Here is a 14,393-nt window from a genome sequence, read left to right on the forward strand (position 1 = left end):
TAACGGCGGGGCCGGTTCGGCCCCTGTTCATGATTACTGGTTATTGCCCTGTGGAGTGGGCATCTGGTTGGTGCTGGGGGGCTGATTGCGATTCTCTTCGCTCTCGACATTGACTCTCATCCCCTTGCAATCAGAGGGAATATAGTCGTTTACCCCCAGATCGAGGCACTCTTTCTGGCTCCAGCCAAACTGCTTGTCATCCCAGTCCAGATTGAAGGTCATCGCATCGACAGAGAAGGTTGAGCCGCTGCTCTCCTGGGTCGTTTGGTCTGCATGGGCTGCGCCGGCGAGCAGCAAGAGTGAGAGAAGCAAAGGGGTCGTTCTGTTCATGATGGCCTCGGATAATTGCAACGGCGGATGAGTATACGTCTGCGGGCTGAACCCGGGCGGAATCGCATATCATCTCGCCACACGATGAAGTCAGGAGGGGGATTGTAGCGCTTTTCTGCTGCCAATTTGTCCGTTTTGGTCGCACTCTGGGCAGCTGGTTTGCAATATGAAGGAATTCAGGTGTTTGCCCTTCTCTGAACGGCTCTGCCGACTATAATCGGCAGCCAACTTTTCCTGCACTGCACCACAGTTCCACCATGACCACACAGGACGCTTCCGCGCTGCGCTATCCCAAGGGATGGTTTGCGCTCACCACGGTATACAGTTTTACCGGGCTGGCCATTCTGGCCTCTATTATCTTCTCCCTGCTGCTGTTTCTCTCCATCGATGACAACCCGCTGATGAAGTGGCTGTTTGGCGGTCTGGCGATCATTTTCGAGCTGGGCAAGTTCTACGTCTGGTACGAGTACGGCGAGCGCAAGGCGCGCCGGGATCTGAGTGGTGCCTTCTGGTCGTTGCTGTTCTACAGCGTGCTGGCGGCCATCTCTATCGGTGGCAGTATCGGTGGTATCAACAGTGCCACCAATACGGTGCTGAGCCAGCAGGCGCGCCATGAACGGGAGATCGCCCGTTTTGACGAACAGATCGCCAGCATCGAGCGGCAGATCCAGCTAAACGAAGAGGCGGCCCGCAAATATATCGAGCTGGAGCGCATCTCCAGCGGCGTCTCCTCGTTGCAGCACGCCAACACCAAGCTGCGCTTGCAGCAGGATGAACTGCGTCAGCAGCGCGATGCGAAGCCGGTCAACGAGCAATCCTCCATGCTGGGGCTGATGAGCAGTCTGGCGGACGGGGTCGGGATGAGCATCAGCCAGGTGCAGTTTCTGCTGGTCTGTTTCCTGTCGGTGCTACTCGACGTATTCGGTGCCTTCTTCGTCAGCCTGATCGGTGAGGAGAGCCGTTTTCGCCGGATGTGGCGCTGGCAGCAGGCTCGCGCCCGTGCCGAGGAGCAGGAGGCGCTCGCACAGGCAGCCCAGCTCGAGCCCATGCAGCCGCCGGAGCCTGCACCCGAGGTGCTGGCACAGGTGCGCGGCGCGCTGGAGAGCGGTGAGCTCAAGTGCAGCAAACGCTCGGTGGCGCAGGCGCTGTCACTCTCGCTGGAGGAGGTGGATCGGGTGTTCCACCATCTGCTGTCGCAGGGGGTGTTGGGGCAGGGGAGCAATCGCCACTACTACCTCAATTCGCAGCCGGTGCAGTAACGACAGCGACAAAAAGGCCACCGATGAGGTGGCCTTTTTCGTATCTGATTCAGTTGGTCAGCACCATCATCAGGCTGAGGAAGGCAGCCAGTCCGCCACCGATGCCGATGATCCAGTAAAACCCCTTGGCCCCCTGTTTGAGCGGGATGCGGAAGTAGAGCAGGAATGCCCACCACCCCAGCGCCAGCAACAGAGGAATAAGAAACATTCGAGCCATGGTCTCCTCGCTGTTATTCTGTTGACCCTCGATGCATCAACAGGATGGCTTGTGCAATGACGCAACTACAGATTACCGCATTCGGCGACCCCTCGGTACTCAAGCTCAACTCCTCTCTCGACAAGGTGCCTGCCGATGGCGAAGTGCGGGTGCGCATCTGCTTTGCGGGGGTCAACCCCATCGATGCCAAGACCCGGGCCGGTCTCGGCTGGGCGGCTGCTCAGAACAAGGACAAGCTGCCCTGGACGCCCGGTTACGACGTGGCTGGCGTGGTGGAGCGAGTAGGCCCCGGCGTAGCCTCGCTGGCCGAGGGCGATCTGGTGTGCGGTATGGTCGGTTTTCCCCTTGCTGCCGGTGGTTACGCTGAATCCGTGGTGGCGAGCGAGCATGAGCTGGTGAAACTTGACGGGGTGAGCCTCCAGCAGGGGGCGGCGTTGCCGCTGGCGGGACTCACCGCCTGGCAGGGACTGTTCGAGCATGGTGAGCTCAAGGCGGGGCAGCGAGTGCTGGTTCTGGCCGGTGCTGGCGGTGTCGGTCATCTGGCGGTGCAGTTTGCCGCTGCCTATGGTGCCCACGTGGTAGCCACGGCGAGCGGCGACAACCACAGCTTCCTCCATAGTCTCGGGGCGAGCCGGATGGTGGATTACCATCAGGCCGAATGGTTTGCCGAGGCGATCGCCGATGGCCAGTTCGATCTGGTGCTGGAGCTGGTGGGTGGCGAGAGCGGCAAGGCGGCGCTGGCGTGCGTCAAGCCGGGTGGCCGGCTGGTGACTGTGCCCACCATCACAGCCCAGCTTATCAAGGATGCCGGCGCGGCTGCCGGCATCGAGGTGGTCGGCATGCTGGTACACCCCGATCAGAAGCAGTTGAGCCAGATGCTGATGCTGCTGCGCCAGGGCGAAGTAAAGATTGCCATCGCCGGTGAATTTGCCCTGAGCGAGGGGGCTCTGGCCCATCAGCGCATCGAAGGGGGCCATGTACGTGGCAAGCTGCTGCTGCGCATGCCCGCCGCCGATGGTTATCCTGCATGAGCGGGATGATGGCGATGGCACATGGTGTGGTTGTTGCTGCGTGCCTCGCGTCCTTGCCTCTGTGGTGGGGAAGCGCAGCATGAATGAGTTGATGCAGATGGGGCTGGGGTGGCTCTTTTTGAGCGCCTTTACCTCAGCCACTCTGTTGCCCGGCAGCTCGGAAGTGCTGCTGGGGGCCATGGCGGCCAAAGGGGAGTGGAGCATGGCGAGCCTGCTGTTGTGGGCGACGCTGGGCAACACCCTCGGCTCCATGACCACCTGGTGGCTTGGCTGGCTCGCCACCTTCAAGAAAAAACCGGAAGATTTTCAAGGCCGTGGGGAACAAAAAGCCCTCGGCTGGCTCAAACAACATGGCCACTGGTGTCTGCTGCTTGCCTGGACGCCGGTGGTCGGTGATGGACTCTGTCTGCTGGCCGGCTGGCTGCGCCTCTCCTTCTGGCGCTCTCTTGTCCTGATAGGGCTCGGCAAATTGTTGCGTTACGCTCTGGTATTTCTACTGGCCAGTCAGATCTTCTAGCCCTTTTTGTCACTCACGAGGTTACCGTGAACAAAGTCATACCTTTAACCATTCTGCTGGGCTTTACCCTGCCCGTGCTGGCGGCTCCGACTCTGGTCTCCGAGCAGGTCAAGGAGGAGGGCAAGCTCGCCATCCCTTACCAGATGTACAAGCTGGACAACGGCCTGACCGTCATTCTGGCGCCCGACAAATCCGATCCGCTGGTGCATCTCGACGTCACCTATCACGTCGGGTCGTCACGGGAGACGGTCGGCAAGTCCGGTTTTGCCCACTTCTTCGAGCACATGATGTTCCAGGGCTCCAAGCACGTCGGTGATCAGGAGCATATGCGGATCATCAACGAAGCCGGTGGTGACATGAACGGCACCACCAACAAGGACCGCACCAACTACTACGAAACCGTGCCGGCCAACCAGCTGGAGAAGGTGCTGTGGCTGGAGGCCGACCGGATGGGCTTCCTGCTCGACGCGGTGAGCCAGAAGAAGTTCGAGATCCAGCGCGCCACCGTCAAGAACGAGCGGGCCCAGCGTATCGACAACCAGCCCTACGGCCTGGTGAGCGAGAAGGTGGGCGAGGCGCTCTATCCGCGCACTCACCCCTACTCCTGGCAGCCCATCGGCTATGTGGAGGATCTCGACCGGGTTGATGTCAACGACCTCAAGCAGTTCTTCCTGCGCTGGTATGGCCCCAACAACGCGACTCTGACTCTGGGCGGTGATTTTGACAGCAAGCAGGCCCTCGACTGGATCGAGAAGTACTTTGGCTCCATCCCGCGCGGCCCGGAAGTGGCCGAGCCGACGCCAAAACCGGTCACCCTGCCCGAGACCCGCTACGTGACGCTGCAGGACAAGGTGCACCTGCCGCTGCTCTATATCAGCTATCCGACCGTGTCACTGGGTGATCCGCAGGAGCCGGCACTCGACATGTTTGCCGATGTGCTCGGCGGCAGCGCCAGCTCCATGCTCTACCAGTCGCTGGTCAAGACCGGCAAGGCGATCGATGCGGGCGCCTCGCACTACTGCGAAGAGCTGGCCTGTACCCTGACCGTCTACGCCTACCCCAACCCGGCAGTCGATGGCAGCCTCAAGACCCTCAAGAGCGAAGTGGACAAGGTGATCGGCGAGTTCGCCCAGCGCGGCCTCAAGCCGGAGGATCTGGAGAAGGCGATCAACAGCTATCGTGCCTCGGCTATCTGGGGGCTCGACAGCGTCTCCGGCAAGGTGAGCCAGCTCGCCATGGGTCAGGTGTTTGCCCAGGATCCTAACTACGTCTTCAAGACCCTCGACGCCATCGGCAAGGTGACGCCGGAGCAGGTCAAAACCGCCTACGACCAGTTCATTGCCAACAAGCCGGCGGTAGTGCTGAGCGTGGTGCCCAAAGGCAAGGCCGAGTGGCAGGTCGCCACCCCGAATTTCACTCCGGCCAAACGCGAGCTGCCGGACTACAGCAAGCATGATCAGGCGCTGGCCGAGCGACCGGTAAAAGACAGTTTCGATCGCAGCGTACAGCCCAAGGCGGCCGATGCGGTGAGCGTCAAGGTGCCAGCCATCTGGCACGGCAAACTCGACAAGAACATCGAGATCATCGGCACCCGAAGTGACGAGATCCCGGCGGTTTCCATCATGATCGCCCTGCCGGGCGGTATCCGGGCCGAGGAGAAGGGGCAGCTGGGGCTGGCCAATCTGACCGCCGCCATGATGGGGCAGGGGTCAGTACGCCTGACCGAGGGGCAGCTCAGCGACGAGCTGCAAAAGCTGGGCTCAAGCATCGATGTCTCCAGTGCCCAGTACAACACGCTGATCACCATCAGCTCGCTGGCTGACAAGTTGCCACAGACGCTGGCGCTGGTGCGCGAAGTGTTCGAGCGCCCCGGTATGCGGGAGGCGGACTTTGAGCGGGTCAAGGCGCAAATGCTGCAGGGGATGCAACAGGCCCAGCAGCAGCCTGAATGGCTGGCGGGACAGGCATTCCGCGAGCTGGTCTATGGCAAGAACAACCGCCTTGGCCAACCCTCCGACGGGGTACCTGCCGATGTGGCCAAGCTGACGCTGGCGGATGTGAAGCACTACTATCAGGCCTACTACAACCCCTCCAATGGCAAGGTTGTGGTGGCGGGCGATGTGAGCCAGAAGCTGATCGAAGAGCAGCTCGGCTTCCTGAGCGACTGGAAAGGGGCGACGCCGGCTCTGGGGGATCTCAAACTCAAGGGCAAGCAGGCCAAGCCGGGCATCTATCTGGTGGACAAACCGGGGGCGCCCCAGTCGGTGATCCGCATCGGCCGCCGTGCCATGCCGTTCGATACCACGGGTGACTACTTCACCGCCGGGCTGATGAACTTCAACCTGGGTGGCAACTTCAACAGCCGCATCAACCTCAACCTGCGTGAAGACAAGGGCTACACCTACGGTGCCAGCTCCGGCTTCTCCGCCAACCGCGAGGTGGGCACCTTCGCCACCGGTGCCAATGTGCGTACCGATGCGACCGTGGATGCCATTCGCCAGTTCCTCAAGGAGATGGACAACTACCGCAAGAGCGGCCCTACCCCGGTCGAGCTCGCCTATATGCGTAGCGCAGTTTCCCAGCAGGATGCCCTCTCTTACGAGACCTTGGGCCAGAAGGCGGGCTTCCTGCTGCAGATGGTGATGTATGACCTGAAACCGGACTATGTGCAGGCCCAGAACAACCTGATCAAGACGGTGTCGGCCGAGACGCTCAAGGCGAGTGCTGCCCGCTGGCTCAATCCGGCCGACATGGTGATCGTGGTGGTGGGAGACAAGCAAAAGCTTGAAAAACCCCTGAAGGAGCTTCATCTTCCCATCTATCCGCTGCAGTTGCCGTAACTGACGCTTTATAAAAATCAAGAGCCGCCCCGGATGGGGCGGCCTCACATGAGCCGTGAATATGACTACAACAAGCTTGTCACTCACCGAGTTGCTGACTGCGCTGGGATCTCCCGAGCGATTGACTGCTCTCAAGGGGATTCGGCGCGGGATCGAGCGTGAATGTCTGCGCATCACGCCGGATGGCCGACTCGCCCAGAGTGACCATCCCCGGTCGCTGGGCTCGGCCCTGACCCATCCCAACATCACCACCGACTACTCGGAAAGCCTGCTGGAGTTCATCACCCCGGCCACCGACTCCCTCGACAGCCTGATGGAGCAACTGGGTGACATCCATCACCATGTGATGCGTCATCTGGGTGACGAGCGGATCTGGCCGCTCTCCATGCCCTGCTTCGTTGGCGGTGAGGAGAGCATCCGGCTGGCCCAGTACGGCAGCTCCAACATCGGCAAAATGAAGACTCTCTACCGGCAGGGGTTGAAGAATCGCTACGGCAGTCTGATGCAGGTGATCGCCGGGGTACACTTCAACTTCTCCATGCCCGACAGCTTCTGGAGTGAGTGGCAGGATCTGGTGTGCGAAGGGTGCTGTAGCCAGCGCTTTATCTCCGACAAGTACATGGGGCTTATTCGCAACGTCTACCGCTTCGGCTGGCTGGTGCCCTACCTGTTTGGTGCCTCGCCGGCCATCTGCGAATCCTTCCTCAAAGGGCGCAAGAGCAACCTGCCGTTCGAGAAGACCGGCAAGGGCACCCTCTATCTGCCTTACGCCACCGCGCTGCGTCTCTCCGATCTGGGCTATACCAACAGCTCCCAGGCGGGGCTCAAGATCAGCCACGACAATCTGCCGGCCTATGTCAGCAGTCTGCGCCGCGCCATCAATACCCATGATCCCGAGTTCGCCAAGATCGGGGTCAAGGTGAATGGGGAGTATCGCCAGCTCAACGACAACGTGCTGCAGCTGGAGAACGAGCTGTATGCCCCGATCCGGCCCAAGCGCACCCCGCGTAGCGGCGAGAAGCCGTCGGATGCGCTGGAGCAGCGCGGCATAGAGTACATCGAGCTGCGTACCGTTGACGTCAACCCCTTCACGCCGCTGGGGATCGACGCCGATCAAATCCGCTTCTTCGACCTGTTCCTGGTTTGGTGTCTGCTGCGCCCCTCTCCGGTGCTGAGCGAGGAGGAGATTGCCCGCAATCGCCGCAACCAGAGCAAGGTGGTGCTGGAGGGGCGTCGCCCCGGCCTGACGCTTGAAGATGAGCAGGGCAATGCCATTGGTCTCAAAGAGTACGGCCTCAAGCTGTTCGACGAGCTGGCTCAGGTGGCCGATCTGCTGGATCGCTGCTGTGGTCGCAACCGCTACCGCGAGACGCTGGCGATGCATCGGGAGAAGCTGCTCGACCCCGAGCTCACCTACTCCGCTCGCATGCTCAAGGAGCTGCTGGAGAGTGGCAAGGACAATGGCTGCTACGGCGACAAGCTGGCGAGCCGGTATCGCGAGGAGCTGCTGGCAGGCGAGTTGCAGTATTGGGATGAAGCCTACTTTGCCGGTGAGGCGAAGGATTCGCTGGCCAAGCAGCGGGAGCGCGAGCGCAGCGACAGCGTGTCGTTCGATGACTTCCTGGCCGACTACTTCGGGACCAGCAAGAGCACTGCCTGACGGCAGACCAATAAAAAAGCCGCTCGATGAGCGGCTTTTTTGTTTCCGGAAACCCGAGCGGTATCAGACGTGGCTGTACATGGCCTCGATTTCGCTCTGGTACTTGGCTTCGATGATCTTGCGGCGCAGCTTCATGGTGGGGGTGAGTTCACCCAGCTCCATGGAGAAGGCGCTCGGCAGCAGGGTGAACTTCTTCACCTGCTCGAACTTGGCCAGCTCTTTTTGCAGATCGGCGATGCGTGATTCGAAGAACTCCACTACCCGGGAGTGGCGCAGCAGCTCGGTCTTGCACTGGTACTGCAGGTTGATGGAGCGGGCGTACTCCTCCAGCGACTCGAAGCAGGGGACGATGAGCGCCGAGACGAAGTGGCGGGCATCGGCGACGATGGCGATCTGTTCAATGAAGCGATCTTTGCCGATGGTCCCCTCGACCAGTTGCGGCGCCACGTACTTGCCGTTGGAGGTCTTCATCAGCTCCTTGAGGCGCTCGGTGAAGTAGATGTTGCCTTCGCTGTCGAGCTCGGCGGCATCACCGGTGCGCAGGAAACCATCTTCGGTCATCACCTCGGCGGTCGCTTCCGGCTTGTTATAGTAGCCGCGCATCACGGTGGGGGAGCGCACCAGCAGCTCGTTGTTCTCACCCAACTTCACTTCGATTCCGTTCAGCACTGTGCCGATGGAGCCGAGCTTGAACTGCTGATCTTCGTAGCAGCAGACGGTGGCGGTGGTTTCGGTCATGCCGTAGCCGTACTTGAGGTTGAGCCCCATCGCCTGGAAGAAGAGGTTCACATCGTCGGCGAGACGGGCACCGGCCACCGGCAGGAAGCGGGTACGACCGCCAAAGCGGGCGCGCAGTTTGCGAAACACCAGCCGCTCGGCAAGCCAGAGCTGGCCGTAGAGCAGGGGGGAGGCGGACTTGCCAGCCTGACGGGTGGCGACCATCTGCTTGCCAACGCGGGTGGCCCAGCCAAACAGGGCCTGACGCAGGCGCGGAGCCTGGGCAACCCGGGCCTGGATCATGGCGTAGGCCTTCTCGTAGAGGCGCGGCACGGCGCACATCACGGTCGGCTGCACGTCGCCAATCACATCCATCACCTTCTGCGGATCGCGGATGTAGACGTTCTCGGCACCGCAATAGAGCACGTAGTAGCTCCAGGCGCGCTCGAACACATGGCTGAGCGGCAGCATGCAGAGCGACACATCCTGCTCGTTCAGATCGAGGCGGCTGTTGTGCATCTCGAAACAGGCGGCGATGTTGGCGAAATCGAGCATCACCCCTTTGGGCTCGCCGGTGGTACCGGAGGTGTAGATCAGGGTCAGCAGATCATCCATCCGGTACTGGCTCTCCCGTACCCGCAGCTCCTGCTCGCTGGGCTGATGGTTGCCGGAGACCAGAAACTCCTGAAAGTGGCTCGCTTGCGCGCAGCCGCGCAGGTTGACGCTGCCGTCGAGGGCGACGATCTGGCGGATCTCGCCGCTTTCAATCAGTTGCAGTGCCTGATCGAACTGGGGCTGCTCGCCGACAAACAGCAGGCCGATGTTGGCATCGCGCACGATATAGCGCAGCTGATCGAGGGTGCTGGTGGGGTAGATGGGGACGCTGACGCCGCGCGCGGCGAGGATGCCAAGATCGGCCTGGGTCCACTCCGGCATGTTGCGCGAATAGATGCCGACCATTTCGGTGGGCTGGTGTCCGGCGCGGATCAGGGCCTGGGCACAGTAGTCCATGGCCTGACCCAGAGTGCGCCAGCCGATGGCACGCCATTGACCATCCTGCTGAACGCGCAGGGCAGCCTTGTTGCCAAGTCGGGCAATACGCTCGCGCATCAATTGAACCAGATGAAGCTTCGGCATCAATCAAACATCCTTTCGTTACAGTTGTACGCCCACGAGGGCACTAAAAAGCGGGCTAGAGTTTAAACTCCAATATTACAGCTTACAAGTGTTCGCCGTTTGTTCTGGATCACAAAGAGGGCAAATAGCCCATCTTCTGCACAGTGCGAGCGGCTTGGTTGAGACCGGATCCGACGTTAGAGGCAGAAGCCCGGAAGGCAAGGGGAGTAGGCAAGCGAAGTGGATCGGGAAATGGGGGAGGAGAGAGGAGGGCTTGGTTTCCTCCTCTTTCAGTCACTATGTCGGTGGGGCGTTATTGCCGGGATCAGCCGAAGTCGAACAGGCGCGACATCAACACGGCGTCTTCCCGATCCTGGCCGGTACCATAGTAGTCGGCGCGGCGGCAATACTCGGCAAAACCGGCGCTCTCGTAGAGATTGATGGCGGTCTGGTTACCGGCGCGCACCTCGAGGAACCAGGCCTGCGCCCCGCTCTGCTTGCTGTGCGCGAGATAATGTTGCAGCAGCGCCCGGCCCAGCCCCTTGCCCTGAAAAGCGGGGTGGACGCAGATGTTCATCAGCGAGCTGTCGCCCGCCACCAGATCCGAGATATAGAAGCCCGCCGGCTTGCCATCGACCTGCATCAGGGTGTTGAGGTAGCGGGGGCCAAAGCAGGAGAGCAGGTTGGCCTGACTCCAGGGCTCCTTGTGGGCGGCCTGTTCGATGGGATAGACGAGGTCGAAGTCGGCTTCGAGCAGGGGGCGAAACTCAGGCATGGTGGCTCCGTGGGATAACGTCAAAGCCCGCAACGACGGGCATGGGATTGGGTCAGGCTGTCCGGGCGGCGAGATGTGGCTGCAACTGTTGCCACAGTGCCCGCTTTTCGGCACTGCCGGGGGCGAGCGGGCAGACGAGGGCATCGGGCCAGCGGGAATCGGCCTCGGTCAGCCAGAGCAGCGGTGACGGCTCCTGTTGCAGCCAGTGCGCCTCCGGGGGCGTGCTCAGCAGCGTGACCTCATCGGTTCTGATGGCGAGCAGCTGGCAGATATCCTCCAGCAGTGTCGCGGCAGGCAGTGCCTGAGCCAGCAGCCAGAGCTTGCCGGCAGGGCGAGGGGCCTGTGGGATAGCCTCTTGCGGCGATTCCGTACTGGCTACTTCTGCCTCTTCGGCAGGGGCGACACCCAGCATGGCCGGACGACGCAGCTGCCAGCTCTGAATGCCCATGCGGGCTAGCATGCTTTGACGTACGGGGTCTATCATGGGGGAGTCACTCTCTTGGCTGCATTGGGGAAAATCGTGCCGGCAGGGTACACGCGAACGGGTTGCTCTGCACCCTTTGCGGCCCTCTGCGGGGGTTATCCGGTTTTTTTCCTGTCAGAGTCGGGTATTCTGGCGAAATAAGACCGGATAAATATCATAACAAGAGAAACCCCAAGGACGAACAGGTGACCCTCACCCCTTGGGCTTATCATCATCCCAGCCTGGAATTGTCTCTATGTCGCCTTTAGCTCAAGCCACGAACTCTGCGCGTGCCATTCCCATTCAGGAGCGCCTGCCTCGCCTGCTGGCCGCCTTGGGGGAGGGGCTCTATGAACGGCAGGATGCCCTGCGCCTCGGTTTGCTGGCTGCGCTCAGTGGCGAGAGCGTGTTTCTGCTGGGCCCGCCCGGCATAGCCAAGAGCCTGATTGCCCGCCGCCTCAAGCTGGCGTTTTTTGAGGCCCGCCACTTCGAATACCTGATGACCCGCTTCAGTACGCCGGAGGAGGTGTTCGGCCCCCTCTCCATTCAGGCGCTGAAGGAGGATGGCAAATATCTGCGCCTCACCGCCGGCTACCTGCCCGAGGCCGAGGTGGTATTCCTCGACGAGATCTGGAAGGCGGGCCCCGCCATCCTCAACACCCTGCTCACCGCCATCAACGAGCGGCAGTTTCGCAACGGTGACAGCCAGCACCCCATTCCGATGCGGCTGCTGGTAACCGCCTCGAACGAGCTGCCAGCGCCGGACAGCGGGCTGGAAGCGCTCTATGACCGTATGCTGGTGCGGATCTGGATGGATCGGGTGCTGGAGAAGTCCAACTTTCAGGCGATGCTGGCCAGCGACGGTCACTCGCACCATAACCTGCCCGCTTTGTTGCAGATCCGCGGGGACGAGTACGAGCAGTGGCAGGGCGAGATTGAACAGGTGCGGCTGCCGGATGCCTGCTTCGAGCTTATCTATCAACTGCGTCAGCAGCTCGACAGCCAGCTGGCGCACCGCTGCTATGTGTCGGATCGACGCTGGAAGAAGGCGGTACGGCTCATTAAGGCGAGCGCCTTTTTCAATGGTCGCGACGAGGTGGCCCCGCTCGATTTGCTGCTGTTCAAGGATTGCCTCTGGCATGACGAGGAGTCCCGCACTGCCCTGCTGGAGATGATGACCGAGTTCTCCCGTCTCTATGGCTATCAGCAATTGGCGATGACCCGCCAGCTGCTGGCCCTGCGCGACCAGTTCAAGCAGCTCAAACAGAGCGTGGCTCAACGCCTCTGCTGCAAGGCGCGGCAGCGCAAGCAGTGGTTTGGCCGCCGCGCCCGGGGGATCGAGATCCCGCTCGCCAATGCCAGACCCTTTGGCAAGCAGGTGCACTTCCATCTGCTCACACCGGCCCCGCTGGATGGTAGCGATCCCGAGCGGCTGACCGATACCCTGATGTTTGATCGTACCTTGCTCTCGCACTGGCGCCCCACCGGCGAGGCGCTGGTTGGCCATCCGCTCGGCAACCCGAAAGAGGGGCACTACGAACTGGTGCTCGACGACGAACTGCGGCTGCAGGTGCTCGATATCCAGCGTCAGCAGATCCCGCTGGTGCTGGTGGAGCGCAGCGCCATCCCCGAGGTGGTGCTGGAGCCCTGGTTGCAGGCGCTCGACGAGTTGCAGAGCCAGACCGGCAAGGTACAGCAGGAGCTCAAGCAGCAGCGCAGCCTGTTTGAACGTCATCAGCAGCACCTCTTTATCGCCTCGCGCTGGCTGCAGCAGGTGGAAGACAGCTTCTTCGTGCTGGGACGGGATCTCGAGCTGCTGCGTAGCGAATTGGCGCAGTGGCGCGAGCGGTTGCCGCGACTGGACGGCTAAGGGGCAGATCATGCTTGAGATCGGCATGCTGGATCTGGGACTGCTGATGGGCGAGGGGGAGCTGGCGGGCGAGGTGGTGGCGCTGCTGGCAGCCTCGCCCAAGATTTCCGAGTTCATCAGGCGCTCCCCGCTTCAAGGCAAGCTGCTGAAAAAGCGTCTGCAGAGTTGGGGCGAGCAGCTGGGCGAAGAGATCCGCCACAAACCGGTGCCAGTGGCGCTGGAGCAGGAGTACCTGCTCTATCAGGCCCATCGGCAACTGCCGATGACCGAGCTGGTTGGCCGTTTACCAAGCTTGCTGGAGTCGCTGGAGCAGTACAGCCCCTTTGCCGGCGAGGCGCGCTCCTTGGTGCGCCAGCTGATGGCTCACCCCACCGAGGGGTTGTGCCAGCTCTTTATCGACAAGTGGCGTGCCAGTCTGGTGGGTAGCCTGCTGCAGCTGCAGCAGCAGATCGCCGAGGCGGAGCGGGAGAAGCAGCGTCAGGAGATTGAGGATCAGCTGCTGGCGAGCCGTACCCTGGCCGATGCCCTCGACCCCAACAAGATCTCCGCCGGTGGTCTGTGGGATCTGGCGCAGGGGAGCTGGCACAAGCGCAGTCTGGTGCTGGTCAAGCAGTATGCCCGCATGTTGCAGCGCGAGCCGCTGCTGGCGGAGATTGCCGGTCTGCTCGGGCGCAGCGAGCGGGATCGGCGGGCGCAAGAGCAGCCGGTGCCGCCGGTCGAGGTGCTGGAGCTGGAACCGGCACCCAGCGACGATGTGCCGGACGATCTGGTGGGCATTCATCAGGCGAGCGATTTGATGCGGCTGCTGCCAAGCGAGGCGGTGATGTTGGGGCTGCCCGAACTGGAGCTGGAGTTTTACCGCCGCTATCTGGAGCGGCGCCTGCTCAGTTATCAGTCGCGGGGTACCCTGCCGCGCCAGCGCATCATGCTGCGCACCCCGGAGCAGGGGGGTAAGCAGCTGCAGCAGCGCGGCCCCTTTATCGTCTGCGTCGATACCTCCGGTTCCATGGGCGGATATCCGGAGGAGTGCGCCAAGGCACTGTTTCTGGCCCTGCTGCGGGTGGCGATGGACGAGAAGCGCGGTTGCTATCTGATGCTCTTCTCCACCGAGGTGGCGACCCTCGAGATCACCGCCGATACCGGACTGGAGAAGGCGGAGCGCTTCCTCTCCATGAGTTTTCACGGCGGTACCGATCTGGTGCCTTGCCTCGAGAAGGCACTGGCCAAGCTCGATGATCCCGCCTTTGCCAAGGCGGACGTGCTGGTCATCTCCGATTTTATCGCCCAGAGCCTGCCCCACGCCCTGCTCGATCAGATGAACCGCTATCGTCAGCGCCAGACACGTTTCCACGCCGTCGCCATGTCCCGTCACGCCAAGCAGGCACTGCTGCGGGTGTTCGACAACAGCTGGTTGCTCGATTGTGGCCTGCGCGGCCGCTTGCTGCGGCGCTGGCAACAGCACTGAGCCGACGTCTTGCCAAGTCATAATCCACTTGAGGCTGCCTTTAGCTGATTGATATGGCGCGTTGTTTGGTTGCTGTCAGTGGTTGCTGTACGTTGTGGGATGAGCAGTTATGATTTGCTGCACAATGGCTGTG

Annotated in this window: 12 protein-coding genes; 7 read left to right on the plus strand and 5 right to left on the minus strand. The window is 61.6% G+C overall.

Annotated features, from left to right (window positions below; genetic code table 11):
- Nucleotides 1–33 precede the first annotated feature (33 nt).
- Nucleotides 34–330, minus strand: coding sequence for a hypothetical protein (locus AAHA39_RS11285; RefSeq protein WP_209297463.1), 297 nt, complete (start codon nucleotides 328–330; stop codon nucleotides 34–36).
- Between the two features lie 257 nt (nucleotides 331–587).
- Here AAHA39_RS11285 and AAHA39_RS11290 point away from each other — a divergent pair, with 257 nt between their 5' ends.
- The gene (locus AAHA39_RS11290) at nucleotides 588–1,589 is read left to right on the plus strand and encodes a Preprotein translocase subunit SecY (RefSeq protein ID WP_320655997.1); all 1,002 of its coding nucleotides are present in this window, start codon (nucleotides 588–590) and stop codon (nucleotides 1,587–1,589) included.
- Nucleotides 1,590–1,638: 49 nt separating this feature from the next.
- Here the strand turns inward: AAHA39_RS11290 and AAHA39_RS11295 are convergent, their stop codons facing one another.
- Nucleotides 1,639–1,806: a hypothetical protein gene (locus AAHA39_RS11295; protein WP_162516863.1), complete on the minus strand. Its 168-nt coding sequence runs from the start codon at nucleotides 1,804–1,806 to the stop codon at nucleotides 1,639–1,641.
- 56 nt (nucleotides 1,807–1,862) lie between these two features.
- Here AAHA39_RS11295 and AAHA39_RS11300 point away from each other — a divergent pair, with 56 nt between their 5' ends.
- The 4 genes from AAHA39_RS11300 (at nucleotide 1,863) to gshA (ending at nucleotide 7,854) form a co-directional block, all read left to right on the plus strand.
- The gene (locus AAHA39_RS11300; protein WP_320655998.1) at nucleotides 1,863–2,837 is read left to right on the plus strand and encodes an NADP-dependent oxidoreductase; all 975 of its coding nucleotides are present in this window, start codon (nucleotides 1,863–1,865) and stop codon (nucleotides 2,835–2,837) included.
- Between the two features lie 79 nt (nucleotides 2,838–2,916).
- Entirely contained in the window at nucleotides 2,917–3,354 is a 438-nt protein-coding gene (locus tag AAHA39_RS11305) for a YqaA family protein (RefSeq protein WP_156853880.1), read from the plus strand.
- Nucleotides 3,355–3,380: 26 nt separating this feature from the next.
- Complete coding sequence (locus tag AAHA39_RS11310) at nucleotides 3,381–6,194, plus strand: M16 family metallopeptidase (RefSeq protein ID WP_320655999.1); 2,814 nt, start codon at nucleotides 3,381–3,383, stop codon at nucleotides 6,192–6,194.
- Between the two features lie 61 nt (nucleotides 6,195–6,255).
- A complete protein-coding gene (gene gshA, locus AAHA39_RS11315; RefSeq protein WP_320656000.1) occupies nucleotides 6,256–7,854 on the plus strand; it encodes a glutamate--cysteine ligase in 1,599 nt (532 codons plus the stop codon).
- Between the two features lie 63 nt (nucleotides 7,855–7,917).
- Here the strand turns inward: gshA and AAHA39_RS11320 are convergent, their stop codons facing one another.
- From AAHA39_RS11320 to AAHA39_RS11330, 3 genes are all read right to left on the minus strand, one after another.
- A complete protein-coding gene (locus tag AAHA39_RS11320; protein WP_042030688.1) occupies nucleotides 7,918–9,708 on the minus strand; it encodes an AMP-dependent synthetase/ligase in 1,791 nt (596 codons plus the stop codon).
- A 304-nt stretch (nucleotides 9,709–10,012) separates the two neighbouring features.
- A complete protein-coding gene (rimI, locus tag AAHA39_RS11325; protein WP_320656001.1) occupies nucleotides 10,013–10,462 on the minus strand; it encodes a ribosomal protein S18-alanine N-acetyltransferase in 450 nt (149 codons plus the stop codon).
- A gap of 52 nt (nucleotides 10,463–10,514) precedes the next feature.
- Nucleotides 10,515–10,946: a DNA polymerase III subunit psi gene (locus tag AAHA39_RS11330; RefSeq protein WP_156853877.1), complete on the minus strand. Its 432-nt coding sequence runs from the start codon at nucleotides 10,944–10,946 to the stop codon at nucleotides 10,515–10,517.
- A gap of 235 nt (nucleotides 10,947–11,181) precedes the next feature.
- Between AAHA39_RS11330 and AAHA39_RS11335 the strand changes: the two genes are divergently transcribed.
- Both AAHA39_RS11335 and viaA read left to right on the plus strand, forming a co-directional pair.
- Nucleotides 11,182–12,795 carry an ATPase RavA domain-containing protein gene (locus AAHA39_RS11335; protein ID WP_320656002.1) on the plus strand — a complete coding sequence of 538 codons (1,614 nt, stop codon included), beginning with the start codon at nucleotides 11,182–11,184 and terminating at the stop codon, nucleotides 12,793–12,795.
- A gap of 10 nt (nucleotides 12,796–12,805) precedes the next feature.
- The gene (viaA, locus tag AAHA39_RS11340; protein ID WP_320656003.1) at nucleotides 12,806–14,260 is read left to right on the plus strand and encodes an ATPase RavA stimulator ViaA; all 1,455 of its coding nucleotides are present in this window, start codon (nucleotides 12,806–12,808) and stop codon (nucleotides 14,258–14,260) included.
- Nucleotides 14,261–14,393 lie beyond the last annotated feature (133 nt).

The organism is Aeromonas sp. SE22 (assembly GCF_038739755.1).
Lineage (GTDB): Bacteria > Pseudomonadota > Gammaproteobacteria > Enterobacterales > Aeromonadaceae > Aeromonas > Aeromonas jandaei.

What these genes read in the sequence shown, in the direction of transcription:
- AAHA39_RS11285 (WP_209297463.1), bottom strand. Translation starts at nt 330, where the DNA reads ATGAACAGAACGACCCCTTTGCTTCTCTCACTCTTGCTGCTCGCCGGC.
- AAHA39_RS11290 (WP_320655997.1), top strand. Translation starts at nt 588, where the DNA reads ATGACCACACAGGACGCTTCCGCGCTGCGCTATCCCAAGGGATGGTTT.
- AAHA39_RS11295 (WP_162516863.1), bottom strand. Translation starts at nt 1,806, where the DNA reads ATGGCTCGAATGTTTCTTATTCCTCTGTTGCTGGCGCTGGGGTGGTGG.
- AAHA39_RS11300 (WP_320655998.1), top strand. Translation starts at nt 1,863, where the DNA reads ATGACGCAACTACAGATTACCGCATTCGGCGACCCCTCGGTACTCAAG.
- AAHA39_RS11305 (WP_156853880.1), top strand. Translation starts at nt 2,917, where the DNA reads ATGAATGAGTTGATGCAGATGGGGCTGGGGTGGCTCTTTTTGAGCGCC.
- gshA (WP_320656000.1), top strand. Translation starts at nt 6,256, where the DNA reads ATGACTACAACAAGCTTGTCACTCACCGAGTTGCTGACTGCGCTGGGA.
- AAHA39_RS11320 (WP_042030688.1), bottom strand. Translation starts at nt 9,708, where the DNA reads ATGCCGAAGCTTCATCTGGTTCAATTGATGCGCGAGCGTATTGCCCGA.
- rimI (WP_320656001.1), bottom strand. Translation starts at nt 10,462, where the DNA reads ATGCCTGAGTTTCGCCCCCTGCTCGAAGCCGACTTCGACCTCGTCTAT.
- AAHA39_RS11330 (WP_156853877.1), bottom strand. Translation starts at nt 10,946, where the DNA reads ATGATAGACCCCGTACGTCAAAGCATGCTAGCCCGCATGGGCATTCAG.
- AAHA39_RS11335 (WP_320656002.1), top strand. Translation starts at nt 11,182, where the DNA reads ATGTCGCCTTTAGCTCAAGCCACGAACTCTGCGCGTGCCATTCCCATT.
- viaA (WP_320656003.1), top strand. Translation starts at nt 12,806, where the DNA reads ATGCTTGAGATCGGCATGCTGGATCTGGGACTGCTGATGGGCGAGGGG.